This is a genomic window from Alkalimarinus coralli, from assembly GCF_023650515.1.
GTDB lineage: Bacteria > Pseudomonadota > Gammaproteobacteria > Pseudomonadales > Oleiphilaceae > Alkalimarinus > Alkalimarinus coralli.
In genome coordinates, this window is sequence record NZ_CP096016.1 from 697,018 (window position 1) to 723,099 (window position 26,082).

Here is a 26,082-nt window from a genome sequence, read left to right on the forward strand (position 1 = left end):
AATGAAGGTGTCCATTGTAATTCCAGCTAAAAATGAAGCTGCAGCTCTCCCACTCTTGTTGAAAGATCTTAATAAGTTAGAAAACATATATGAAATTATTATCGTTAATGATGGTTCAACAGATGAAACAAGTTCGATATGCCAAAGCTACGGGGTGCTAGAAGTTAAACACCCATACAGTAAAGGGAATGGAGCTGCCGTTAAGGCAGGAGCAAGGGTGGCGTCAGGAGATATCCTGGTTTTTATGGATGCTGATGGTCAACACAAACCCAGCGATGTTCATCGGTTATTGGAAAAACTAGAAACTGGATATGACATGGTGGTCGGTGCTAGAGATGCCAAGTCTCAAGCAAGCTTAGGGCGGTTAGCTGCGAATACATTGTATAACAAATTAGCTAGCTGGGTTGTGGATCAAAAAATCCCTGATTTAACTTCTGGATTCAGGGCCGTTAGAGCTGTAAAGTTCAGACAATTTCTATACTTATTACCCAATGGATTTTCGTATCCTACTACCTCAACAATGGCATTTTTTAGAGCAGGCCTGAGTGTTGGCTATATGCCTATTACAGCGCTGAAAAGAGAAGGGCTGAGTCATATTAATTACCTTAAAGATGGTGTGAGGTTCCTTTTAATTATTTTCAAGGTGGCTAGCCTTTATTCACCTTTAAAATTGTTTACACCTATCAGTATGATTTTTTTTCTGCTGGGACTTATTCGTTATGTATATACCTATATCGATAGCTCAACTTTTACCAATATGTCGGCGCTGTTATTTGTTACATCAGTATTGGTTTTTTTGATTGGGATAGTCTCTGAGCAAATTACTGTTTTAATGTACCAAAGGGCGGCAGGGGAAAGACAATCAGATAGGCTTTCAGCTCAGGAAGATAAGAAGGAGCAATGAATATACTGCTGGTTACAACGTCTTATCCGCTGAATCCAGAGTCTTCAAGTGGAATTTTTGTTAAACGGCTGAAAAAATCTCTTGATAAGTTATGTAATGTAGAGGTAGTTTGCCCTGATGACTCAGATACTCTTAAGCGCGAGCCAGGAGTGCACTGTAGCCGTTATTCATTAAAAAAATGGCAGATACTTGCACATCAGCCAGGAGGTATTCCAGCAGCAGTTAGGCGAGACCCTCGTTTTTTTTTATTTGTTCCATTCTTACTGATATCAATGATGATATCGATCTCCCGCCGTTTACGCGCCACTGATTTGATTTTTGCAAATTGGGCGATTAATGCGGTTATAGCTTGGTTGCCATCAATAATGTTTCGTAAGCCTGTGATCACCACTTTCAGAGGTGAAGATGTGCGGAATCTGGATAAGGGGGTTCAGACTTTTATAGTGTGGATGGCGCTAAGGGTCAGTGATGCGGTTGTGTTGGTGAGTAAAGATATGAAAGCGCAACTTGAACAACGTTTTCCACGTTTTAAACGTAAGCTGTTTGTAATACCCAATGGTGTAGAGGATTTATTGTTAGATTCAGATATTGCCGCTAGAGCGCCTGCAAACAGTGTTATTAATATACTCTCCGTTGCTAGCTTGATACCTCGCAAAGATATAGCCACATTGCTAAAGGCGGTAGCCTGCATCAACAACACAGCTGAAACAAAAAGTGATATCAAGCTGGATATTGTTGGTGATGGTGAGTTGCGGGCTAGTTTGGAGGCCCTGTCTTATTCCGAAGGCATAGATGGTATTGTGAAATTTCACGGCATGCTCAGTCCAGATAAAGTTGGGGCTTCATATTCAGAGTCTCAGATATTTGTTTTACCAAGCCTTTATGAAGGGCGGCCTAATGTTGTGGTCGAGGCAATGGCGGCCGGATGTAGTGTTGTTGTTAGTGATATAGATGGCTGCAGGGAACTAATCAGTAATAATAAGAATGGGCTGCTTTTTACCGGGGGGGATTATAAAAAGCTGGCAAAAAGTATCGAAAGAGTGATTTCTGACCCTCAATTAAGAGTTCGGTTAGGACAGTCTGCACGACAGTACGTTGTTGATAACCGTTTGTCATGGGACGGCTGTGCAGGCGGGTATTTCAAGTTATTTGGAATGCTATTAAAAAAGAGAATTTAAGCCATATGTGTCAAACAGTAGATCAAATATTGGCTCACGCTAACTGGCCTACAGGGATCCTGCTATGTGTGGGTTAGCGATGTTGTATTCTGAGCATGCAACGCAGGGTGATCTGCGTTCTCGCATGGAGTGTGCACTTGGAAAAATTGAACACCGAGGCCCTGATGAGGGTGCAATATGGCAATCTGGACAATCTGTCATTGGCCATCGTCGTCTGTCAATTATTGACCTTTCAGATAGTCATCAACCGATGAAGTGCCCAAACTCCCGGTTTGTTTTGGCCTTTAATGGCGAGATTTACAATTATCAAGATTTAAGGTTGTCATTGTCACAGCGCTGGAATTTTAAAACCGGTGGCGACACGGAAGTTTTGATGGCCGGGCTGCTCCTCGAGGGGAGTGATTTTCTAAAGAAACTTAAAGGCATGTGGGCGTTTGCCCTATGGGATAGTCAATTAAAGGAACTACTCCTTTCACGAGATCGGTTTGGAAAAAAACCGCTTTTCTTTGCGGACTTCGGAAAAGAGCTAACTGTAGCATCAGAGATTGCTGCGCTTAGGGCGTTAGTCGGCCAAAACAGACTTACAGAAGACCTTGATAGTGCCGCTGATTATTTTCGTAGTGGATTGTGTTTACCAGGTAATACTATATATCAGCAGGTTAAAGAAATTTTACCAGGACATCTTGCTCGCTGGAAACAGGGACAAGATGTTAAGCAAGAGCCTTATTGGCAGATGCAGTTTGAACCATATACGGGAACTATTGAAGATGCTGGTGAACAACTTAAAGGTCTTTTGAAAGACGCTGTCTCATCCAGGTTGGTAGCAGATGTCGAAGTGGGGGCTTTTCTTTCCGGAGGGGTTGACTCCTCTTTGCTGGCTTCGATTCTTGTAAAAGATTATGGAGTGAAGCTTAAAACCTTCACTATTGGGTTTACAGATTCACGTTATGACGAAAGTCGCTACGCAGAGCAAGTAGCAAAGTGGCTAGGTACTGGCCATTATGTTGAAACGATCACCTCATTAGATATTTCTATATTAGAAGATCTGGTTATCAAGAATATAGGGCAGCCATTTGCAGACCCCTCTTTGCTGCCTACAGCGTTAGTATCAGAGGTTGCTGCTAAGCAAGTGAAAGTAGCTATCAGTGGTGATGGGGCTGATGAAATATTTTGTGGCTACCAGCGTTACCAGGCGATGCTGTTATTTCAGTGGTACTTTTCCGTGCCTAAAAAACTGCGAGGGGTTGTATCAAGGTTTGTCAACGCTCTCCCAAGTTCTACGTCACATCATAGCCGAAGTATTCTTAAGAAAGCCCAGTTATTTGTGGAATTGGCCCAACGCCAGCAAGAGAGCCCGGAGTTTGGCCCCCCTCGCTTGGCATCGGAGTCTATTTTTTCGAAACTGGCACCGGATCTCTCATTAAGAGGGCACTCGTTACCCCATCTATCAAACGCATTAAATGATGACGATGTTTATCAGATGATGCTAAATGATCTCAGCGTTTATATGCCTCAAGATATACTGGTTAAAGTTGATAGAGCAAGTATGGCATCGTCACTGGAGGTTAGGTCGCCTTTTCTTGATCATGAAATTGTGCAGTTTGCTTTTTCGCTTCCCAGGCATTGGCATCGGTCAGGCTTACTAGGTAAAAGAATGTTACGTTCGACGTTTTCCAGTTACCTACCTAAGGATGTTTGGCAGCGCAGAAAACAGGGATTTTCAGTGCCGATTTCCGATTGGTTTATGGGGGATTTAGGAGACAGGTTGCTAGAGATGCTAAATATTACAGAGGGGCTTATTCTGGATAAGTCGTTTGTTATTAAAGCTCTTTCTACGCATCGTGCCAAAAAAGCAGATTACTCTTCGGTGCTTTGGGCTGTATATATATATTTGGTTTGGCGACGGCAAACTTAGCATTAGAGTGTGTAGATCGCTTAGTTTTTATGGGAATTAAGATTTTAGCGCCCAGTAAGGCGCTATTAGATAAGGCCGTTAACGGAAAGTCAGGGCGAAATTTATTTGAGTTAATAAATTAAATGGCAATACAAAATAATAAAAAAATAGCATTCTTTCTTCCCGACCTACGCATCGGCGGGGCAGAAAAAGTCTTTGTCCAGTTAGCAAATAGTTTAAGTGAGCAAGGATATAATGTGGATTTGCTACTTGCGCAGAAGGCAGGGAATTTGTTTCCGTTAGTAAATAGCAAAGTTCCTATTTTGGCATTTTGTCAAGGCAGGAAATCTCAGTTATCGTTATTGCTCTCTTCCCTTAAAGGGCTCTACTTTTACACAACGAACAATAAGCCGGATGTGATCTTTTCTACCATCACTGGTGCGAATCTGGTTGCAGCCTTAGTTAGGGTGTTCCTACCAAATCAGAGCACAAAATTTATATTGCGCGAGGCCAGTTCAGTTCACAATAGTGGGTTAGTCTATCGTTGGCTTAGCCGCATGCTATACCCGCAGTCTGATGCTGTTCTAGCAGGCTCTAAAGGCGTAATTGATGACATGGTCAGCTATTATCGAGTGGATAGAGACAAAGCACACCTTATTCGTAACCCGGTCGATCTGACTTCTATTAAAAGTCAGGCCAGCGAAAAAGTGGTGCATCCATGGTTATTGAACAATGACTTTCCTTTGATAGTTAGTGTTGGACGGTTAACTACGGCAAAAGATTTCGTCACTTTGATAAAAGCATTCAAACTAGTAAGGGATGAAAGAGCATCTAAACTGATTATTATTGGCGAAGGTGAGTGTAGGGCAGAGTTGGAAGAGAAAGTTTCTGTGCTGGGATTGATGAACGATGTGGATTTTCTTGGTTTTCGGGAGAACCCTCATCCGTTTGTAAGCAGTGCCAATGTATTTGTTTTGTCTTCTCGGTGGGAAGGGTTTCCAAATGTTATCCTTGAGGCTCTGGCCCTTGGTCGCAATGTGGTTTCTACGGATTGTCATGCTGGGCCTGCAGAGATTCTTTCTGGTATTGGGGGCTGTACTTTGGTGCCGGTAGGTGATTCGGAGAAAATGGCTAGTGCTATTTCAGAAAAACTGAATGGTGAACTTGATGTGCGAGAAGCTGATATAAGATTAAAGGAATACTCCATAAAAGCAGTGTCGCAGAAATACTCTGAGTTGATGGACAGCATTTAGGTCGTAAGGATTACAGCCTTCTAAGTGTAATAGGAGTGGTGAAGGTACGATGACATATATTATCGCGGAAATAGGTCAAGCACATGATGGCAGTTTAGGGATACTACACTCTTACATTGATGCAGTAGCTGACACTGGTGTTGATGCCATAAAATTTCAAACTCACATTGCAGAAGCAGAAAGTAGTCCATTGGAAGGATTTCGTATTAACTTCTCTTACGAAGATAAAACGCGTTTCGACTACTGGAAAAGAATGTCATTTAACTTTGCTCAGTGGCAAGAAATAAAAGCACATTGTGATAGCGTTGGAATAGACTTTCTAAGTACACCATTTTCTAATCAGGCCGTTGATTGGCTTGCGTCATTGGATATGAAAATGTTCAAAGTGGGGTCTGGAGATGTATCCAATTATTTGATGTTAGATAAAATCGGGAAAACGGGTAAACCGATCATTTTGTCCAGTGGTCTCAGCAGTTTGGAGGATATTGAAGGTTCCTTAAACTTCCTCTCCCGTTATGGTAACGAAGTAGCAGTGCTTCAATGTACGACAAAATACCCTACAGCGTTTGAGGATGTCGGCCTAAACGTGATGACTGATATCCGCAAACGCTTCAGTGTCAAAACCGGTCTTTCCGACCATTCCGGGTCGATATTTCCAGCGTTGGCTGCAGCCTCACTGGGGGCGGATGTCATTGAAGTTCATACTGTATTTGACCGCAGAATGTTTGGGCCAGACTCATCTTCTTCGTTGACACTGGACGAACTTAGAGAATTGGTGAAAGGGATTAGGGCGATAGGTAAAATGTTGTCGGCTACTATTGATAAATCAAAGCCGCAGCTGGATCCAAACCTTAAAACACTATTCGGTAAAACGTTGTGTATTAACAAAAATAAAAATGCTGGTTCAATAATCAGTGTTGACGATTTGGATGGTAAAAAACCAGCTGGGCAAGGCGTGACTGTAACTGAGTTTGAGAAGGTTGTAGGCAAAAAGCTAACCCGTGGAATTCAACAGTGGGAATTTATTCAAGAAGCTGACTATGAATAAGAAAAAGATCTGCGTAGTGGTTGCCAGTCGAGCGAACTACGGGCGCGTAAAATATCTAATGAAGGCGATTCAAGCTCATGATGAGCTGGAGCTTCAGTTAATCGTAGGTGCGTCCACACTACTGTCCAGATTTGGTAAGGCTATAGATGTAATCAAAGAAGATGGCTTCACACCAGACCGCTCAATTCACTATGTAGTAGAAGGGGAAACGTTGCTAACGCAAGCCAAATCAACCGGCATCGGTATTGTCGAATTGTCCACTGCGTTTGATGACCTAAAACCTGATGCCGTTGTTACGGTTGCAGATCGATTTGAGACCAAGGCAACAGCGGTAGCCGCCACTTATTTGAATATCCCTCTTATCCATTTACAGGGTGGCGAGGTTAGTGGGAATATCGATGACCGTGTGCGGCACGCCATTACAAAGTTGGCAGACTTTCATTTTGTTGCTACAGAAGAGTCACGTAAACGGGTTATCCGAATGGGAGAAGAGCCAGAGACCGTTTTTAATTATGGCTGCCCTTCTATGGACGTACTAGTTTATGATTCTTTGGCAATCAATAACGATGTTATGGAACGTTATACTGGAGTGGGAAGCCCAATCGACTGGAAAAAAGATTATATATTAATGGTGCAACACCCTGTGACAACGAGTTATGGTGAGGGTTTTTTTCAAGTTAACCAGACGCTTGAGGCCTTGAGCAGGTTACCCGAAATACAAAAAATAGTGCTATGGCCTAATGTTGATGCAGGAAGCGATGATGTATCGAAAGGGCTCAGGGTTTTCAGAGAAAAGGGGCACGACAAAAACTTTAGATTTTTTAAGAATTTTTCTGCTGAGGATTATGGTCGGGTTGTGGCGAACGCTAAATGTTGTGTTGGGAACTCATCGTCGTTTATTAGGGAAGGCTGTTTTCTAGGGGTTCCGTCTGTAATTATTGGTGATCGACAGGAGGGGAGAGAGCGCGGTAAGAATGTGGTTCATGCGAACTACGATGCAGATGATATTTTTACTAAGGTGAGTGAGCAACTCCAACACGGCAATTATGAGCACGACCCATTATTTGGTAGTGGAAATACTGGAAATAAAATTGCGGATGAATTGGCAAGAATTGACTTAAAACGACTTAAGCGACTCACGTTTTGAAGATGAGAGAATATTAATGAGAGTACTTGCTATTATTCCTGCACGAGGTGGCTCTAAAGGAGTACCCAGAAAAAACTTAAAGCTTTTGGGCAATAAACCGTTGATTGCTTACACCATTGAGACCGCACTCAACTGTAAAGCTGTTACCGACTTGATAACGACGTCGGATGATGATGAAATTTTGCAGGTTGCAGAGTCTTATGGCTCCATGATCATAAAACGTCCTGTAGAATTAGCTATGGATGAGACAAAAATGCCCCCGGTAGTCTCCCACGTTATTGAGACTATGCGTAAGCAATCTGTTGAATATGACACCATTATTCTACTTCAGCCAACATGCCCATTCAGGCTTACAGAGGATATTGATGTGGCCCTGGATATGCTTGAAAAAGGTAATGTGGACTCAGTCATTAGCGTCTGCGAAGTAGGAGATAGTCATCCTGCCAGAATGTATCAAATTAACGAAGGAGGCCTAAAGGCGTTTATGCCTGAATGGGAAAAGGAAAACCGACAGAATCTGCCCAATCTGTATCATCGAAACGGTGTGATATATGCCCTTAAACGTGCTTTGTTTGAAGAGAAACAAACCTTCTTTATTAACAATAGCAAGCCTCTGGTGATTCCAAAAGAGAGGGCTATTAATATCGACGAGGCACTTGATTTCACAATTGCTGAGTTGCTGGTGAAAAATTTCCAATGAATATTCTTAATTTGGACCCGTATTGCTACTCAGAGAAAGCTCGACAAGCGCTTGCATCATTCGGTAATGTGGAGGAAATAGTCTATAGCAGGCCGCAATTGATGGAAAGACTACATAGTGTTGAGGTGCTTATTTTACGCTTTTCCCATCGGATTGACCGGGAAGTAATGGACTGTGCTCCAATGCTTAAGGTGATTGCGACCAACGCTACGGGTACTGACCATATTGATCTAGAGTACGCTAATAAGAAGGGGATTAAGGTCATTTCCTTAAAAGGCGAGTATGAGTTTCTCAGGAATATCCATGCAACAGCTGAGCTTACATGGGGTTTGATTCTGGCAGGTATCCGAAAAATACCTACAGCTTTCGATTCAGTTAAACACAGGGAGTGGGATCGCAATCGGTTTCTCGGAAATGAGCTCTTCGGTCAACGATTGGGAATTGTTGGTTTAGGCCGTATTGGAGAGAAAGTCGCTAATTATGGGCAGGCTTTCGGCATGGAAGTAATAGCTCATGACATTGTGCCGGAGAAAGCCCTAAAGTACCCTTTCGTAACCATGTGCAGTTCTCTTTCAGAGTGTATTGAAAATAGCGATATCCTATCTATCCATGTACCGCTTGATGATGCAACAAACAAATTAATTGGCAGAAATGAAATATCATTAATGAAGCAAAAAAGCTTTTTGGTCAATACCTCACGCGGCGCAATTGTCGATGGTGAGGCGTTGTTAGATGCCTTAATAACAAACCGCATTGCGGGGGCCGCTATGGATGTGCTTGAGGGAGAAGGTGTTAAAGACTTTGTGCAAGAAAACAGCTTGATTCATTATGCAAGCGACAATGACAACTTGCTGATCACCCCACACATAGGAGGAGTGACTTTGCAATCTTGGGAAAAAACGGAATTGTTTATTGCCGAGAAAGTAAAGCAGTATTTGCAATATGAGTGAGGCAAAACTGAATGAATTTGGATAAACCTTCACAGGGTGAAATCTGTTTGGTGTGCGGTAGAGCTAATATAGAGAAGCTATCTCCCGTTTTTTCTAGGTATCAGATAAAAAAGATTATGTATGTGGGGATATGCCGTCAGTGTGGGCATATACAACTATCTCCATTGCCCACGCCAAAAGAAGTCAGTTTTTTTAATGATATTTTTTTGGGAAGGAAGTATACGCCGAATAAAGCTGCGAATAAAAACCATGAACTGAAACTTAAGTTACTTAAAGAAAGAATCGGTTGCTTGGTAAAACCTGGAATGAAAGTACTTGATATAGGTGCCGGAGAGGGCTGGACTATGGATTACTTTCAAGCACAACAATGCGATTATTTTGCAATAGAAGCTATCAATGAACTTCGCCTTTCCTTGGAAGAGAGGGGTGCGGAGGTTATTGGTAGTTCGGTTTATGACGATATCAGCGAATATCATGGTACTTTTGATCTAATTATCTTTCGTCATATTTTGGAACATCTAATCGAGCCTAAAGTTGCTCTAAGGCAGATTGAACAACTGCTTTCTCCGAAAGGAATGCTCTATCTTGCTCTACCCAATGGCCAAAACCCAGAGATTCGCAAAGGCGTGCTGACCAGTTTCTTTCGGCCTGTTCACGTCTCCTATTTTCACAAAGGCAATGTTCAACGTTTAGGAGACGGAGTAGGTCTGCAAACCAATAGCCTAGAAGCAGGTAGAGAAATAGTTGCAATTATGGAGAAGAGAGCGGGTGGCGTGCAAAAGGAGGAGAGGCATAATTACCATTCAGAAATGAAACGGGTGGTGAAACGGGCAAGAAGAAAAGCGACTGCTATCGACCTAAAAAACCTATTAAAAATAGTGATACACCGCTTGTTTCTTGCGAACAGGTAGTGTTCTTTCAACTCCACCAACCATTTTAATAAATAGTGGCGATGAAACATAGAATTAAAAAAGGGCTGATAAGATTATTAGGTAATCAAGCCTATGGAAAGCTGGACCTTTGGCTGAAAATTCTGCGTGTCTACTGGAATCGACTTCTTTCGGCAAAAAAAATCATCAATTTGCATCCTTCTATTAAACGTTTGAATAGACGCTACATTCAGCTTCAAGTAGATAACGCGGAAGTTTTTTTTGGTTATTATGATCACTCCCCAGTTTCTGTTAACGGTAACCTCTGTCTAGCCATGAAAATTGATTCGCCTAACAAGGTGAATATGTTTAATAAGGATAAACTAGTTGGGGAAAAAGCCGCTATTGGTTATTTTGATTTGCAAGACTTGGCATCAGGCTTTCATAAGCTTGGTGACACTCATACATGGTGTTGGCAGCAAGGCGCTAGACTTAGATGGTTTCCTGAATATAGCAATCAGGTTATCTACAATTGCGTTGTAGGGGAGAGCTATGGTGCCGTAATTCAGGATCTTGACGGGAGAGTTGTTAAACGGTTGAAACGCCCTGTTTATGACTTGAATAATGCGGGCGATAAGGCTCTATCGTTGAACTTCTCCCGATTACAACGCTTACGCCCCGGATATGGTTACAGTGTACTTTCGGACACTACGCTATCTCAACGGTGCCCAGCCAATGATGGTGTATGGCTCTATGATATTGAAAGTGAAGAGAGTAGGTTACTCTTTAGTCTGGAGTATCTTGCCAAGTTTGACCCTGACTCCTCTATGATCGGGGCAGAGCATTATATTAATCACTTGTCTTGGAATTTATCGGGTGATCATTTTCTGTTTTTTCACATATGGTGCAATAATGGCAAACGCTATACCCGTGTGTTAACTTGTGATGCTGCTGGTAGTCGCTTGACCGTATTAATCGCGGGTAGCGCATCTCACTATTGCTGGCTGTCTGATACAGATGTTATGGTTGTGACAACGGTGGATGGCAAACTTTCCTATAAAAAATTTGATATTAGCAATGGGGAGCATTACTCGCTGGAGTTGTGGATGCCTCCGGAGGATGGTCATCCTTCAGTCTTGTCTGATCGATACATAATTACAGATACTTACCCAGATAAGTATGGCCAGCAACATCTTCTTTTATGTGATTCGGTGGACAATCGAATCACCACTATTGGTAGTTTTTACGCTTCGCCACTGGCCTTGGGAGAGGTTCGTTGTGACCTGCATCCTAGATCAGCGCCTGCCTTCAATCAGGTTGTTTTCGATTCGGCATTTAGCGGTCGTCGAACGATTAACGTTCTGAGTTTAGATGGGCTTACCTGTGATATGAATGAAAACTCTGGTGAATGAGATATATCGTGTTAAAAAAACATCTGATTAATATTTTTTCATTATGGTTTAGTCGCTTTGGTAAAGTACTTGCTACTATTGTTCTGACACCTTTAATTCTAAATGTACTGGGAGTAGAATCTGCAGCAATTTGGGTGTTGATCTCACAAGTTCTTGGTTTTATGACATTAATGGAACTAGGCCTGGTAACGGCATCCACGAAACTAATTGCCAAGGGGCTGCATTCACCAGATGTAGATAATCAACTTTCAATTGCCGTTACTACTGTATTTGCCTTACTTTCTACATTAGCAATTCTGTTTATGATTGTAACCAGTTTGTTTGCGGCTTATGGTGCAGAACTGTTCAACTTACAGCCTCATAGTCATGAACAATTTCGTAGTCTTTTACTTCTTGGTGGTGTTTGTTATTCAATTTCTTTTCCCTTTCGTATAGGGTTTGGTTTATTAGGCGCTAAGAATTTATTTTATAGGGTTGCTTTTTGGCAAGCTTGCCCTGTAGTTATTCAATTGCTGGCGGTTTTGGCACTTTGGGGAATGGGGTTATTTTCGCTTTATTATTTAGCGCTAATTACGTTTGGCACCTATCTATTTGTTAGCGTTCTTCAATTTCTTGATGGTTGGAGACACTTCCCTGGCCTTAGCTTTAGTTTTTTTCAACTAAATCCTAATAGAATTAAAGAGGTTTTATCGGTAGGTGGAGCCAGCTTCCTAATATCGGCAGGGGCCTCGATCGTTTTTCTTGGCAGCCCTCTAATTGTTGCATCCAGTGTTAATCTTGAAAAACTAGTAGTTTTTTCCTACGCCATGTTGATAACACGAAGTATTTTGCCGTTTCTTAGTATCGGTAGCCGTCTTATTATGCCTGTTGCTGTGGAGCTTAAAGAAAAATCTGATGAAATTGCACTTAAGAACGTTTTTTTTGATAGTGCTCGGTATTCACTTGCTTTAGGCGCGGGCATAGTGATCATTTTTCTTTACAGCCTTGAGGATCTACTTTTTATTTGGTTAAGTGACAATGAACTGGGTCGTGAAGAACTAAAGGACATGAGTACTTATACTATTTCCATTTTTTGCGCAACGGTCATTTCTTTACCCTCTGTTCTTGGTCGATCAGTATTAATCGCTGTAAACCGCCACTGGCTTGCATCTTTATTTGAAGTTGGCTCTGTCATAATTGGTATTTCATTTGGTTCTGCCTTATGCCTTATGGGTTATGGTGCTAACGGTATGGTCGTGGGTATTGTTGCAGTCTATTTTATTAAAGGACTACTTTTTTTTCCTTCGTTACTTTCTCATATATTTGGTATGCAATATGTGAAATTGATTCTTTGTGTTTACAAGAAGCCTTTAGCTCTGTTCCTCATGGTGACATTTTTAAGCTGGGGCGTAACTGCTACCTTCGACAATATTTTCTATCAAGTCGTCTACAACTCAATAATAATTACACTGTTTTGGTGCATTATATTCTCTTTACTGATCATTACTGCATCACACAAAAAACAGGTTAAGCGTTATTTTTTGAATAAATTCGTTTCGAGACATTAAAAAAATGAATGTGATTTTTGCGGCCCAAGGAAGCATTTTGAAAGTATTTCATGCGATAGATGTGGAGCTTCGGAGTAAAGGGTTGGTATCGAAAAGTGCCTATTGGGTGGCTGACGCAGAATACTTTAGATTCAATCTTAACCAGTTGGATGTACTAAACGCCCCTTCAACAACGGTGTTGAAGGAGTGGATGTACACTGATTTTAAAGGTGCTTCTTTGCCTGAAAATTGGCAGTTGCTGGAAGAAAAGTACGAAGCGCTTGATACCGTATGGAATGCAATAGTGGCGGATAGGCGCCTAATGCATGGGCGCTTATGCAAGACTAAGCAGGAGTACAAGGGACACTTTAGCCACGAACAACTGAAGATAATTATTTACAATGCGCTAAATGATATCGATACGCTGATTACTGAGCTGAAGCCAGATCGCATTGTAACATTCGTTCCTGCCACATTTGGTGACATCCTGCTTATCCACGCAGCGGAAGTACACGGTATTGAGTGCCGAGTGTTAAGGTCAACAAAAATAAAAAACTACGTGGCCTTTTCTGACAAGTTAGGCTCTTCTTCGACTTGGCTTGAATCATTATATGAAGACAATTTATTAAATCAGGTGGATAAACCATTTTACTCGCAAGCATTAGCGTTTCTTGAGCAGGGTACTGGTGCTCCAGTTGAATATGAGGGCTCTATTGCTGGTAAAAATAACACTGCGCTGGGCCATATCAAGCGCTATTTTGTTGGTGCTGTTGGAGGAATGGTTCAGAAAGTCCGGCGGATTCGTTTGGGGGTTTCAGGAGACAATCATCTACCGCCATTGTTCGGTGCTTATGTCTATGGGAACCTATTGCGGGAACATATAGAAAAAAACAATAGAAGGCTCATGAGCAAACGACAGTTGTCTCTTGATGATATTGGTGATCTGTCTTATGTTTTCTATCCCCTGCATAGTGAGCCAGAAGTGGCGCTGTCTGTCTACGGCCGTGAACACCAAAATCAGATTGAAACAATACGGCGGATAGCCCAGAGTATTCCGTTGTCTTGGAAGGTTGTCATCAAGGAGCACCCTCGTTCTATAAGTTACCGGACAAGAAAATACTACGAGAAGCTGCTGGACATTCCTAATGTTGTATTTGCAGACCCTGACACCAAGCCATTTTTCTGGAATCAAAAATCAAGGGCTGTTGCCACTGTTAGTGGTTTTGCTGGTTTTGAGGCTGCCATGGCGGGAGTACCTGTTATTGTATTGGGGGATGCCTCATTTTCGCTTTTACCCAAAACGATGATTCGTACTGTCAAAAATATGGAAACTTTTGCTAGTGAATTAAAGTGCTTACTACGAAACCACTCTCATAGCGAAAGCCATCTTCTTGCCTATATAATGGCCAATATGCAGGTGGGGGTAGATGTCAATCTGTATAGTGACCTTCTCGCCAAATCCGGCAGAATTACGATGGATACAGGTGATATCGCAACGCAGATTAGCCGCCTTTCCGATTGGATGCTCCATGACCTGAATGGCGATCACAGTTTTATGAAGGGTAGATGAAGATATATGAGCTTATTTATTGACAAAATTCACCGCCTGCCCAGAATCTGGTCAAATCAAGAGCTCCGCAAGTTTGCTGGACTATTTAAAGGTGACGTAGTGAATGTGAGCGCTTGGCAGGACGCTGACAAGGAAGGGGGCACCTACAAGGAGTATTTTTCCCAGGCTGACAGTTACACAATAACGAATTGGAAGTCGGAGGCTAGAGGTTATCAGGGAGGAGAAGAAGAAATATATCTTGATCTGGAAAGTGATCTTGTCGATTCTTTACGTGGCAGGTTTGACGTAGTGTTCAACCATACAACATTAGAACACATTTTTAATGTAAATAAAGCATTTTCAAACTTGTGTGATATGTCTAAGGATGTGGTCATTGCTTGTGTACCTTTTCTGCAACAGTACCATGGAGAATATGGTGATTATTGGCGGTTTACCCCTCTATTGGTGAAACGGCTATTTGAAGAAAATGGGATGGAGTTAGCTTACTTGAGTTTTAACAATCATAAAGGCTGCTCTGTTTATATCTTTGCTATTGGTGTAAAAAACACAGAAAAATGGAAAGGGGTGTTCGATTATGAATTTACCTGTTTGGATCCTGAAGCAAATAGGGCAGAGCCTTACATTGGTTCCTTAGCCTTGTCTAATGCAGCGTATCGGCTTAAGGTCGGGGCTGGAAGGTGGGTTAAAAAAATTGTGCCTAAGTAGGAATGATTCAGTTTCTTAACCTAACAGGCTTAGTATATGTTTCACTGCTTTTTTAAAAGCGTAGAAAATAATGACGTTAAAATGAAACCGAAACTACTCTATCTGTCTGCTTCCTGCATACCATCTAAATCTGCCAATAGTGTCCACGTGATGAAGATGTGTGATGCTATTCATAGGCAGGGCGTGGATACTATGTTGTTATCTCGTAAAGGGGCACAAAGCGTAGCAAAAGATAGCCGCGAATTTTACGGTACAACTTCCAATTTTAAGATTAGAGCTTATCCCACTATAGAGCTCCCTGGCGTCAGTTTTCTCACCTCACTATTGTATTTCTTTAATATTGCTCAATCTTCCAACGAAGAAACGATTTTTTATGGGCGAGACCTGCCTTCTTTGTTGTTATGTGCTCTATTGAGGAAGCATTTTGTTTATGAAACCCATGGTATCCCGCATAAAAAAGCACTGGTCTTGATGGAAAAATTTCTTCTTAAAAGCCGTTATCTCAAAGGCATGGTGTTCATATCTCAGTCTTTAAAAGATCTTTATTCTATCTCTGAAAATGAAACAAGAAACATTGTGTTGCATGATTCTGCAGATCCGCCGGAAAGTTTGGATGATAGAATACGGCTAAAAGGAGCATTCAAATTTAACGTTGTGTATGTTGGTGCGCTCTATGCTGGCAGAGGGGTAGACCTTATTTATAAGTTAGCAGAGCGACTACCTAACGTAGCATTTCACCTATTTGGAGGCAGCCGAGAAGAGGTGTTACGCGAGCAGCACAACACACAAAGGTTGCAATTAGAAAATGTCTTTTTTTACGGATATATATCACCTAAAGAAACATATAAGTGCCGTAATAGTGCTGATGTGTTGTTAATGCCATATCAAAAGAGCGTCATGACTATAAATAACGCTAGTGAAACTTCAAGGTATATGTCTCCACTCAAACTGTTTGAGTATATGGCTAGTCGGAAACCCATTATTAGTTCAGATCACAGAGTATTACAGGAAGTCTTAGTGGACGGTGTAAACGCGCTACTTTGTGACCCGGAGAAAATCGAAATGTGGGAGCGCGCGATTGTTAAACTAAGCAATAGTGAAGAGTTGCGTGAAAACTTGGCTAATCGAGCATATGAGGATTTTTGTGGAAACTATACCTGGGACAAAAGAGCGTCAACAATATTGTCGAACTTTGGTGATACTTGAAAATTAAAGCTGTTAGATCACATAGGCTAATGTAATAGCATATGAATAAAGTTGAACGATTTCAGTTTAAGCTACATTTATTAGACTCTCTGAACAATACTCTCGGCCAGGGGGCTTATATTTTGGATCTTGGTTGCGGAGCTGGTGGCCTAGTTAAAGCTATGCGAGATCAGGGTTACAACGGTTATGGTTGTGACTTATCTTTCAAAGAGGGCGATTTCACTGATGAACTCGTCGATTTGGGCTATTTGAGGAAAATGTCGCAAGAGGATTTACGCTTGCCTTTTGATGATGAATCATTTGATTTTGTTACCAGTGATCAGGTATTTGAGCATATTCAGGATCATGATTTTGCAGTATCAGAAATTAAACGAGTACTAAAGCCTGGCGGCATTTCTTTGCATATTTTCCCCCCCCCCTTGATATTAATTGAGCCTCATGTTTTTGTGCCTTTTGGCGCTATTTTCCAGAGCCGAGCTTGGCTGTATTTTTGGGCCTTAACTGGAATTAGAACGAGTTTGCAAAAAGGGTTTACCTATAAAGAAGTGGCGAAGGCAAATTTTAGATATCTAGAAAATAAAACTAACTATATACCCAAGAAAGAAATTGAACGCATTTTAAAGCAATACTCTTTTCAATATTCTTTTTGTGAATTAGAGATGCTCAAGCATTATAGTGCTAGGACTAAGGCTTTAACGTCCATACATAAGGCTATTCCAATATTGCAGTGGTTGTGTAGTACTTTTGTTAGTAGGGCTCTTTTTATGAAAAAGGGAAGGAGAGTATAACCTAATTGCTGGCAGTCTAGACACAAAAAAGGCGCTGCATTCCTTGCAGCGCCTTGTCAGTTTGATGCTTCCCTTACCATTCCCTAGGTAACCGGCCGTCCATGTTTACTTCCTTGTCTGACGTGGTCAACCAAAGTTGTACAACCCAGTTAAGCTACTTTTCTTAGTTCAGTCATTTCTTTTTCAAATTCCGCCGGGCTTCGATAGCCCAGATAGGAATGCATCCGCTGATTGTTATAAAACACTGAGATGTACTCCAGGATGTCTTGCTGAGCTTCATGTCGTGTTTGATAGCTTTTCCATTGAACACGTTCTTGCTTCAAAGTTCCAAAGAAACTTTCAACAACCGCATTATCCCAACAGTCACCTTTCTTGCTCATACTTCCATTAAAATTATGCAGCGTTAGAAGTTTTCTAAACTCCTTGCTGGCGTACTGGCTCCCCCGATCAGAATGATGTATTAACCCGGCCTGCGGGCGTCTTTGCCAAATTGCCATCTTGAGTGCATCACAAACCATCTGAGCCTTCATTCGCGAACTCATGCTCCAGCCAACAACCTTTCTTGAGTAAAGGTCAATCACAACAGCTAAATACAGCCAACCTTCTTGTGTCCAGATATACGTGATATCTGAGGCATAAACCTGATCAGGCTTTTCAACTGCAAACTCCCGCTCTAACAGATTATCGAATACAGGTTGCTTATGATTACTGTTTGTCGTGACCTTATACTTTTTCTTGTGCTTGACCTTAACACCAGCTTCTTTCATTAACTTTCTAGTTTTGTTCCTGCCTACCCGATAGCCAAGAATATTCAGCGCTTTTTTCATTCTTCGGTAGCCGTATGTATGCTCACTTGACTCTGCGATATCTTGTATCCATTCAATCATTTCGGTATGAGTTGGATCGTCAGACATAGTAGCTTGGCGTTTTAAAAAACTATAATAACCTGAACGTGTAACACCCAATTGTTGGCACATAATGCCAATAGGCCACACCTTTTTATGCTGGGCGATGAAAGCGTATTTTACTTTGCTTCCGTGGCAAAAAAGGTGGCTGCTTTTTTTAGGATGTCGCGCTCCATCTTGAGCCGTTTGTTTTCTTCCCTTAAGCGGCGAAGCTCTTCTTGTTCCGGTGTCAGCTTTCCATTGCCGCGGAATGCGTGACCATCATCATTTTCGTGCTCTTTGATCCAGCGCCCTAAAACGTTAGGATTAATACCAAGATTTCTTGCCGCTTCAGCCTTCGAATAGCCCTGGTCAATTACCAGACTAATCGCGTCTAATTTAAACTCTTTTGAGTACTTCTTTCTTGCTGCCATTTTTCACTCCAGTTTTTAGGATTATCTCTTAACTGGTGTGTACAAATCTATTAGACCACGTCAGTCCGCATCCTTACGTTAACTGCTACTTCTCGTTAAAGAAACTGCATGTCGTCCTGACGAGATGAATAGTACGGAAGGACATTGTTTGGGTCTGTAGGACATATTCTAAATACGTGTGAGATATGTCTTACATGTCTTTTGAAGGCTGGCATACTGTTTGCTTGCCATGCTGTAAGCACATTTACTTACGGATTTTTGACAGATTTAATCCAAAATAAACATAACAACAATTTATAGGGGGATTTATGAATACACAGACTCAAAGCCAAGCAGAAGGCGTTAAAGAGAATCAAGACAATGAGCAGGCGTTTATAGACTACTTAATCTGGTCGGTGGCTCACGACCAAGACCCTCATGCATTATATGACGACCCGATAGCGGTTTTCAGAAATGAGTCTAAGCAAGAGGTTGCGTAATCTGTTTGTAGCTTTTATTTGCAGTCTTAAGGCCTTGGTTTAGGTTAACTGAGGCTTTAGCGCGTTGATTATAAGCTTCGACAGGTCAATACCATTACTTTGGTGTTGAATGGTATTGCAGGTAACAACTTTTTCAACCCCGCTATTGGCCAACGCTTGATAGTCTTGTTCAGAAAATACTGCATGCACGCCGATGCAAACAGGGGCTTTGAATCCTTCTGCTTTTAATTTGTCTGCGGTTTCAATCATTGTCCTTCCGGTGGAAATAATATCGTCAACCAGTACTGGGGTGTGGTCTGTCAGATCCTCCGCATTAGGCGTTGAAACTTTGACGTCGCGATCACCAAAGCGTTCTTTTAACAATACCAGGTGAGGGCAGCCAATCATCTCTGCTGTTGCTGCGGCCCACTGTTCGCTTTCACTGTCAGGCCCTATAATCAGTGGGTTGCTGATATTTTGCTTGATCCAGTTTGCGATAGTGTTGTCAGCTTTTAAGGCTTGAGTGTTGATGTTGTATATTTCTGAAAGCGACTGATAGCGATGGAGGTGTGGGTCTATGGTGATGAGTTCGTCTATGGCGGTGCTTACTATGGAAGCGAATACGGTAGAGGTGATGCACTCTCCGTCACGAAAACGCTTATCCTGTCTCATATAGGGCAGGTAAGGGGCAATGAGTGTAATATGCTTTGCTTGTCGGTCTCTTAATGACTGACATAGAAATAGCAATGGTAATAGCTTATTGTCTGGGTGGTGAAGGTTAGCCAGAATAACAATATTCCGGCCTTGGCATGGGGTGATCGTTCTTACGTAGCTCTCTCCATCAGGAAATCGGCGAGTATCGGCCTCGCCCGACTCAAATTGACCACTGCTCACTAGTTTATTGTTTAGAGAGGTTTCGCCATTAAATAGTGTGAATAGTATAGGTTTCAAATGCTTTCCTCTTCTATGCTAATCGCGCCTGGGTGATCTGTTAAGAAATCAATAGCATACTGTAGTTCTCCTGGCGCTTCTGAATGAATAGTGAATAAAGGTGTGCCAGGCTCTACTTTGTCGCCCAATTTTATGTGGAAATCTAGCCCTGCGGCAGGTGCGGCAGGCGCGCCTGCCAGCTTTGCCAGTTTTGCGATAACCCGGTTGTTGATATAAGAGACAATGCCAGCTTTGCTGGCTGTTACGCTATGTTGGTGCTCTGCTTTAGGGGGCTCTTTTAAACCGCCCTGCGCTTCACAGATTGCCTGAAACTTCCGCCACGCCTCACCGGTTTTAATCTTGTGCTCGGCCAGTCGTTTGCCTTCTCCGGCAGGGGCTACTTTACCCATCTCCAATATTTCACCGGCGATAGTGGTTGCTCTATCCCTTAGATCTTGTGGCCCATGATGGTGGTTGTTAAGCACCTGAAGTATGTCTCGTGCTTCTAACGAAGGGCCTACCCCATGGCCAACGGGTTGCTGTCCGTCCGAAAACATCGTTTTAACCCTGATTCCCAGTGCATCCCCGGTTTTTACCAGTTGCTTTGATAGCTTACGTCCATAGTTCATGCTTCTGACTTTGGCTGTTACTCCAATGGGGATATCTATTAATACATCGGTTGATCCAGCGGCAATTTTTTTGGAAATAACCGATGCAACAAGCTGCCCCTCGCTATCTAAGTCCAGCGCTTTTTCAACCCGTATTAAAATGTCATCGGCAGGGCTAAGGCTGACAGAGCCGCCCCATGCTATACACCCTCCCTCTTTTTCAACAACAGATCTCATTGTTTCCAGGCTTAAATTCACTGGCGTTAATGTCTCCATTGTGTCGGCGGTCCCGGCCGGAGACGTGATGGCTCTCGAAGAGGTTTTAGGCATTACCAGTCCGGATGCCGCAACAATGGCAACCACAATAGGTGTTGTTCTATTGCCGGGTAAACCACCGACACAATGCTTGTCCATCACTTGCTGACTACCCCAGTCAAGCTTGCTTCCACAGGCGACCATCGCCTCTGTCAGTGCAATAATTTCCGGGGTCGTTAGGCGACTGCCTGCGCATGAGGTGACAAACGAGGCGAGTTGAATGTCTGAATAGGCGCCGTGAGCAATATCGTTGACAATGTCGGAAGCTGTTCGGTGAGTAAATGGAGTGCCATATATTTTGCCACGCACGTTGCTCATCGAATCTGCCGGTTTGGCGTGGCTAAATCGGGCTTTCTCTCCTTCTTTCGCATTGAGAAGGCGCCAGGCGGACTCTGATAATCCGACTTCTTGGTGGGAGAGAATGTCTGTTGTTACCATATTGACCGTCGCAATAATGCTGTTAGTGTCGGTGGATACATTAATTCTTGATTGCGCGTCAAACCCTTCTGCACGGCAGACATAGCAATCTTGACGCATATAAATGATGGGTTCTTGATGAGTGTCTATCCCCATTCTATGCAGGTGTAAAAAGTTAATGTTCTGCTGGTCTTTGTGGTTGGTCATGGCAGGAAGTTTAGTTGCTCTGATTGCGTTAATGCTATGCCAATTTTTGTGGGCTGTCTTGCGTCAGGTCAAAAATGAAGCGCTACCTTAGGGCTATTTTCTGTACTAATCTTTTAGGTGGATGGAGCGATAACGAGGTAGCGAACAAATGAAATTAAAATTTCTGGGTGGCGCGGGAACGGTAACGGGTTCCAAATACTTAATTTCGCACAATCAACAGCGAGTTCTTGTCGATTGCGGCTTGTTTCAAGGGGTCAAAAAATTACGGTTGCAAAACTGGAAGTCATTTCCCATTGACCCAAAAACCATTAATGCCGTGGTGTTGACTCATGCCCATATTGACCATAGCGGCTATATTCCAGCGTTACGTAAAACAGGGTTTAAGGGGCCTGTTTACTGTACACGTGGAACCTATGATCTGTGTCGTATTCTGTTGCCTGATTCCGGGTTTCTGCAGGAAGAGGATGCGCGTTATGCCAACAAGAAAAAGTTTTCTCGTCATAGCCCGGCCATGCCGCTCTACACAGAGAAAGAAGCCATAGAGTCATTAAAGCTTTTTAAGCCGATTCATTACCATGAATCGATTGAGGTAGCGAATGGCATTAAGGCCAGGTTTACACCGGTGGGGCATATTCTTGGGTCTTCTGCGATTCAAATAACGGCTGGCGGTAAAACCATTACCTTTAGTGGCGATGTAGGGCGATCTGAGGACTTGGTAATGCGCTCTCCGGAGCCACTAAATGAAACGGATTACCTTGTTGTTGAGTCGACTTATGGAAACCGAAAACACGATGAAACAGACCCATTCGAGTTCTTAAAAAATGTGGTCAATAAAACAATGGAGAGGGGAGGGATCGTCTTGTTTCCCTCTTTTGCGGTTGGTCGAACACAGACCATCCTCTATATTCTTCAGGTTCTGAAAGAGCGAAATGAGATACCTGATGTGCCGGTTTTTCTAAATAGTCCCATGGCAATCACTGCGACGGAGATCTACTGTAATCATCATAAAGAGCATCGATTGTCGGCGGATGAGTGCACAAAGATAGATAAAGGCACTCACTTTGTTAGAACGCCCGAAGAGTCGATTGAGCTCAATAAGCGCAAATACCCTTCAATTATTATATCGGCAAGCGGAATGGCGAGTGGAGGTCGTGTTCTTCACCATCTGAAAACACTGCTCCCCAATCATCGAAATAGCGTTGTCTTTGTCGGCTTTCAAGCGCCTGGCACACGGGGGGATGCTATGGTTAATGGTGCACAGCAGGTTAAAATTCACGGGGCCTACCACCCTGTGCGTGCTGAAGTGAGTCATTTGGATAGCTTGTCGGCCCACGGAGATTATGGGGAAATACTTGAGTGGTTGGAGCACTCTAAAATCGCCCCAAGGCAGGTGTTTGTGACCCATGGTGAGCCTGCTGCCTCAGATAGCATGCGCTTAAAGCTGGAAGAGCAGTTTGGTTGGAGGGTTGAAGTACCAGATGCGGGTGACGAGTTTGAACTTTAGATGCATTGCATGTTTGGTTGCACGGAAACTCAGTGATTAGGAGGCCCAATAGTTGGTGAATCGCTATTGGGCATGCCGTTATGCATTTGCTCTATTTATGATTATTTGACTGTAAGTAAGCTGGCGTTTTTGGCTACCGTTTTGTCTCCAATGCCAGAAACGCTTGTCAGATCCTGAATGTTTGAGAAGGGGCCATAGGCTTCGCGGTAATCCACAATAGCCTGTGCTTTCTTTAAACCAATACCTTTGATAGATGATGCAAGCGTATGAGCATCGGCACTATTAATGTTAATTTTTCCTGTCTCGATTGAGACGGCGTGAGGTTGACTGTCCGAAGCCGCAACGGCGTGTTGAACTGGTAAAAAAGAAAGACTAAACGTTGCGATTAAGGCAAACAGCGAAAGTAGTTTATTGATACGCATATTAAATTCCATTTAAAGCGATTGAAAGATATGCCGAGTACAAAGTATCTTCTGTACTTGGGCAGTCGGTCGGGATGCATGGCTGTGAAGGGGTATTATGGGAATGGTAGAAGGGTAAAGGCGCGCTAAGTCAGGTGCACTATCCTTATGCTCCATCCTTGGCTTAACGCATCACCGAATCCTTTCAGTGTTTAACTTCCATGTTCCGTATCCTTACGAACAGTTTTTGCATCCTTGCAGGGCAACATTATACTCAAGATAAAATGAGATGCTGTAGGATATTGGCGCTTTTAGTTGTGAGATATATCGCACAAGATGTGTTTGAGGATGCCCGGGTTTTCTGGAGATTTAGGAATACCTGTTTTTATGATGTTAGTATATGCAGGTGTGAATATTGTAGACTGCAGGGATTATTATGGAAATACTTCACCATGGAGCGGTGAATGGCGTTACCGGCTCTTGCCATGAACTCAAAGTAAGCGAGAACTTTGGTATTTTAATTGATTGTGGCTTGTTTCAGGGTGCTGAAACGTCAGGGAGCGGGGCCGGTGAAAGTCGTCTCGAGATAGACTTTCCAATTACGCATATCAAAGCACTGGTTGTTACCCATGTACACATTGATCATGTAGGGCGAATCCCGTATCTATTGGCTGCTGGCTTTAAAGGCCCTATTATCTGCACTGAACCCTCCTCGGTGTTATTGCCTCTGGTATTGGAAGACGCGATTAAAGTCGGCTTCACCCGAAATCGCCAACTGATCAGCCGCTTTCTTAAAACGCTCAAACAACAGATTCAACCACTGGGATATGGCGAGTGGCATTCTATTTCACCTGCGTTAGACGTAAAACTCAAACCTGCCGGACATATCCTGGGGTCAGCCTATGTTGAATGTAAGGTTAAGCAAGAGTCACGGTCAAAAAAGGCCATATTTTCAGGCGATCTAGGGGCACCTTATTCACCATTACTGGCTGCGCCTAAAGCGCCTTATGGTTGTGATGTACTGGTGATAGAAAGCACCTATGGTGATAAAGAGCATGCAAGCCGAAAAGAGCGTCGGCGGCAGTTGCAGAGGGTGATAGAAAAAGCGGTTGATGATAAAGGCGTAGTGCTTATTCCAGCATTTAGCATAGGCCGAACCCAAGAGCTGATCTATGAGTTAGAAAGCACTATTCACTTGTGCCGCAATAAGCCGCTGACTGATCACTTAAAGTGGGATGATATTGAAATCGTTATTGATTCGCCGCTCGCATCAAAATTTACAGAGGTTTATCGAACACTCGAACCCTATTGGGATAAAGAGGCTCGCAAGCGAGTAGCGTCAGGGCGACATCCACTATCATTCGACCAGCTTACTACCATTGATGACCACCAAAGCCATCTCGACACTGTTAGCTATCTTAAGAAAACGGCACGGCCTACTGTCGTGATTGCTGCAAGCGGTATGTGTGCAGGCGGGCGGATTGTTAACTATCTTAAGGCGTTATTAGGGGATAGGCGAACGGACGTTTTGTTCGTGGGGTATCAGGCTACAGGTACACCAGGGCATGAAATCCAAAAATACGGATCGAGAGATGGGTTTGTGGTGCTGGATGGCGTTAAATATCAAATCAACGCTCAAGTTCACACTATTTCAGGGTACTCAGCACATGCGGATCAAAAGAATTTAATTGATTTTGTGAAGCGGATGAAAAGGAAACCTAAAGAGATACGAATTGTACACGGAGATGAACGTGCCAAAAATGAGCTGGCCAGGCAGTACCGGCAACTATTAGGGGAGAGAACAAAGCTGACTATTCCGTGCTTAGCCGGTAAATAGTCAGGAAGTTAGCCGTGAACGGTTAACTTGATTATAATACCACGAATAGAAAGCATTACTCTGAGGGCGTGCTGTGGCGACATTGGTTAATATGCAGACGGAAGAATATACTGATGACCATGTACCATTGACTGAGGCCAGTGAACTACTGGCGTCCAGGTTGAGTACACTTGAAATTGTTATCCTGTTTGGCTCTTATGGTGATGGTAGTGCCAACGAATCAAGCGACTTGGATATCGCGATCCTGACTGGCGAACCTATTGACTCCGTGACTCGTTGGAACCTCCAAAATGAGCTTGCTCAGCTAGCCGGGATGGATGTTGACCTGGTTGACTTAAGGGGTGCTTCAACCGTCTTAAAAATGCAGATCGCGGATAAAGGCCAATTGATTTGGGGAAGGGAGAGCATTTACGAAAAATTTGCGGTCAATACCATGACGATGTATCAGCATCTCCAACAAGAAAGAAAAGAAATACTGCACGCATTTAATCGGGATAATTTTTGTGAATGATCTATTCATTAATAAAGTAGCGACCATTAATCGGTGTATTGAGCGAATCCATCAAGAGTTTGATAGCGAGGCTGACTTTAAAGCGAACTACACCAAGCAGGACTCTGTTATCTTAAACCTCCAGCGAGCCTGTGAAGCTTCTATCGATATGGCGAATATGGTGATTAGGATCAGAAAATTAGGTGTTCCTCAAAGCAGTCGAGACAGCTTCTCGCTGCTTGAACGTGATAATATCATTGATCAGCGTGTAGCGAAGTCAATGCAGTCCATGGTTGGCTTACGTAATGTGGCGGTTCATGATTATCAAGCCCTTAATCTGGATATCGTCATTCATGTTATTGCTTATCATTTAAATGACTTTAAAGATTTTGCCAGGCAAATTGCTAAGGCAGAACTGATGTAACCCCGCCTGTAACGATTGTACCT

General features: G+C 42.9%; 24 protein-coding genes. 20 read left to right on the forward strand and 4 right to left on the reverse strand.

What is annotated here, in order from left to right; translation table 11 throughout:
* The first annotated feature begins 1 nt into the window (after position 1).
* From MY523_RS03105 to MY523_RS03175, 15 genes are all read left to right on the forward strand, one after another.
* Positions 2-904: a glycosyltransferase family 2 protein gene (locus MY523_RS03105; RefSeq protein ID WP_250657345.1), complete on the forward strand. Its 903-nt coding sequence runs from the start codon at positions 2-4 to the stop codon at positions 902-904.
* Entirely contained in the window at positions 901-2,082 is a 1,182-nt protein-coding gene (locus MY523_RS03110; protein ID WP_250657346.1) for a glycosyltransferase family 4 protein, read from the forward strand. The genes MY523_RS03105 and MY523_RS03110 overlap by 4 nt, the downstream gene beginning before the upstream one ends.
* Before the next feature lie 64 nt (positions 2,083-2,146).
* Complete coding sequence (gene asnB, locus MY523_RS03115; RefSeq protein ID WP_250657347.1) at positions 2,147-3,997, forward strand: asparagine synthase (glutamine-hydrolyzing); 1,851 nt, start codon at positions 2,147-2,149, stop codon at positions 3,995-3,997.
* A gap of 122 nt (positions 3,998-4,119) precedes the next feature.
* The gene (locus MY523_RS03120) at positions 4,120-5,229 is read left to right on the forward strand and encodes a glycosyltransferase (protein ID WP_250657348.1); all 1,110 of its coding nucleotides are present in this window, start codon (positions 4,120-4,122) and stop codon (positions 5,227-5,229) included.
* A 49-nt stretch (positions 5,230-5,278) separates the two neighbouring features.
* Entirely contained in the window at positions 5,279-6,277 is a 999-nt protein-coding gene (locus tag MY523_RS03125) for an N-acetylneuraminate synthase family protein (protein WP_250657349.1), read from the forward strand.
* Positions 6,270-7,424: a UDP-N-acetylglucosamine 2-epimerase gene (neuC, locus tag MY523_RS03130; protein WP_250657350.1), complete on the forward strand. Its 1,155-nt coding sequence runs from the start codon at positions 6,270-6,272 to the stop codon at positions 7,422-7,424. Before MY523_RS03125 ends, neuC begins: the two co-directional genes overlap by 8 nt.
* A 16-nt stretch (positions 7,425-7,440) precedes the next feature.
* Positions 7,441-8,124 carry an acylneuraminate cytidylyltransferase family protein gene (locus MY523_RS03135; RefSeq protein WP_250657351.1) on the forward strand — a complete coding sequence of 228 codons (684 nt, stop codon included), beginning with the start codon at positions 7,441-7,443 and terminating at the stop codon, positions 8,122-8,124.
* Positions 8,121-9,074 carry an NAD(P)-dependent oxidoreductase gene (locus MY523_RS03140; RefSeq protein ID WP_250657352.1) on the forward strand — a complete coding sequence of 318 codons (954 nt, stop codon included), beginning with the start codon at positions 8,121-8,123 and terminating at the stop codon, positions 9,072-9,074. The genes MY523_RS03135 and MY523_RS03140 overlap by 4 nt, the downstream gene beginning before the upstream one ends.
* 11 nt (positions 9,075-9,085) lie before the next feature.
* Positions 9,086-9,985, forward strand: a complete 900-nt coding sequence (locus MY523_RS03145; RefSeq protein ID WP_250657353.1) for a class I SAM-dependent methyltransferase — start codon at positions 9,086-9,088, stop codon at positions 9,983-9,985.
* Between the two features lie 41 nt (positions 9,986-10,026).
* Positions 10,027-11,355: a hypothetical protein gene (locus tag MY523_RS03150; RefSeq protein WP_250657354.1), complete on the forward strand. Its 1,329-nt coding sequence runs from the start codon at positions 10,027-10,029 to the stop codon at positions 11,353-11,355.
* Between the two features lie 8 nt (positions 11,356-11,363).
* Positions 11,364-12,902 carry a lipopolysaccharide biosynthesis protein gene (locus tag MY523_RS03155; RefSeq protein WP_250657355.1) on the forward strand — a complete coding sequence of 513 codons (1,539 nt, stop codon included), beginning with the start codon at positions 11,364-11,366 and terminating at the stop codon, positions 12,900-12,902.
* 37 nt (positions 12,903-12,939) lie between these two features.
* Positions 12,940-14,451: a capsular polysaccharide export protein, LipB/KpsS family gene (locus MY523_RS03160; protein ID WP_250657356.1), complete on the forward strand. Its 1,512-nt coding sequence runs from the start codon at positions 12,940-12,942 to the stop codon at positions 14,449-14,451.
* 6 nt (positions 14,452-14,457) lie between these two features.
* Positions 14,458-15,156: a hypothetical protein gene (locus MY523_RS03165; protein ID WP_250657357.1), complete on the forward strand. Its 699-nt coding sequence runs from the start codon at positions 14,458-14,460 to the stop codon at positions 15,154-15,156.
* Positions 15,157-15,237: 81 nt separating this feature from the next.
* Positions 15,238-16,362, forward strand: coding sequence for a glycosyltransferase (locus MY523_RS03170; RefSeq protein WP_250657358.1), 1,125 nt, complete (start codon positions 15,238-15,240; stop codon positions 16,360-16,362).
* A 41-nt stretch (positions 16,363-16,403) separates the two neighbouring features.
* Entirely contained in the window at positions 16,404-17,150 is a 747-nt protein-coding gene (locus tag MY523_RS03175; RefSeq protein WP_250657359.1) for a class I SAM-dependent methyltransferase, read from the forward strand.
* A 149-nt stretch (positions 17,151-17,299) separates the two neighbouring features.
* On the opposite strand, the gene MY523_RS03180 is transcribed toward MY523_RS03175, so the two are convergent.
* A protein-coding gene (locus MY523_RS03180; protein ID WP_250655574.1) for an IS3 family transposase occupies positions 17,300-18,468 on the reverse strand; the annotation gives its coding sequence in 2 pieces (ribosomal slippage) (positions 17,300-18,207 and positions 18,207-18,468; 1,170 coding nt in all).
* Positions 18,469-18,776: 308 nt separating this feature from the next.
* On the opposite strand from MY523_RS03180, the gene MY523_RS03185 reads away from it, so the two are divergent.
* Entirely contained in the window at positions 18,777-18,947 is a 171-nt protein-coding gene (locus MY523_RS03185; RefSeq protein ID WP_250657360.1) for a hypothetical protein, read from the forward strand.
* Positions 18,948-18,986: 39 nt separating this feature from the next.
* Here MY523_RS03185 and MY523_RS03190 read toward each other — a convergent pair whose 3' ends face one another.
* Entirely contained in the window at positions 18,987-19,877 is an 891-nt protein-coding gene (locus tag MY523_RS03190; RefSeq protein ID WP_250657361.1) for a ribose-phosphate pyrophosphokinase, read from the reverse strand.
* On the reverse strand, positions 19,874-21,403 hold the full coding sequence (locus MY523_RS03195) for a thymidine phosphorylase family protein (protein WP_250657362.1): 1,530 nt from the start codon (positions 21,401-21,403) through the stop codon (positions 19,874-19,876). The genes MY523_RS03190 and MY523_RS03195 overlap by 4 nt, the downstream gene beginning before the upstream one ends.
* 148 nt (positions 21,404-21,551) lie before the next feature.
* On the opposite strand from MY523_RS03195, the gene MY523_RS03200 reads away from it, so the two are divergent.
* Complete coding sequence (locus MY523_RS03200) at positions 21,552-22,907, forward strand: MBL fold metallo-hydrolase RNA specificity domain-containing protein (protein WP_250657363.1); 1,356 nt, start codon at positions 21,552-21,554, stop codon at positions 22,905-22,907.
* Positions 22,908-23,008: 101 nt separating this feature from the next.
* On the opposite strand, the gene MY523_RS21905 is transcribed toward MY523_RS03200, so the two are convergent.
* The gene (locus MY523_RS21905) at positions 23,009-23,329 is read right to left on the reverse strand and encodes a ComEA family DNA-binding protein (RefSeq protein ID WP_338021718.1); all 321 of its coding nucleotides are present in this window, start codon (positions 23,327-23,329) and stop codon (positions 23,009-23,011) included.
* Positions 23,330-23,744: 415 nt separating this feature from the next.
* Between MY523_RS21905 and MY523_RS03210 the strand changes: the two genes are divergently transcribed.
* The 3 genes from MY523_RS03210 (at position 23,745) to hepT (ending at position 26,059) form a co-directional block, all read left to right on the forward strand.
* Entirely contained in the window at positions 23,745-25,145 is a 1,401-nt protein-coding gene (locus MY523_RS03210; protein ID WP_250657364.1) for an MBL fold metallo-hydrolase RNA specificity domain-containing protein, read from the forward strand.
* 73 nt (positions 25,146-25,218) lie between these two features.
* On the forward strand, positions 25,219-25,656 hold the full coding sequence (mntA, locus tag MY523_RS03215; RefSeq protein WP_250657365.1) for a type VII toxin-antitoxin system MntA family adenylyltransferase antitoxin: 438 nt from the start codon (positions 25,219-25,221) through the stop codon (positions 25,654-25,656).
* Positions 25,649-26,059 carry a type VII toxin-antitoxin system HepT family RNase toxin gene (hepT, locus tag MY523_RS03220; protein WP_250657366.1) on the forward strand — a complete coding sequence of 137 codons (411 nt, stop codon included), beginning with the start codon at positions 25,649-25,651 and terminating at the stop codon, positions 26,057-26,059. Before mntA ends, hepT begins: the two co-directional genes overlap by 8 nt.
* The last annotated feature ends 23 nt before the right edge of the window (positions 26,060-26,082 follow it).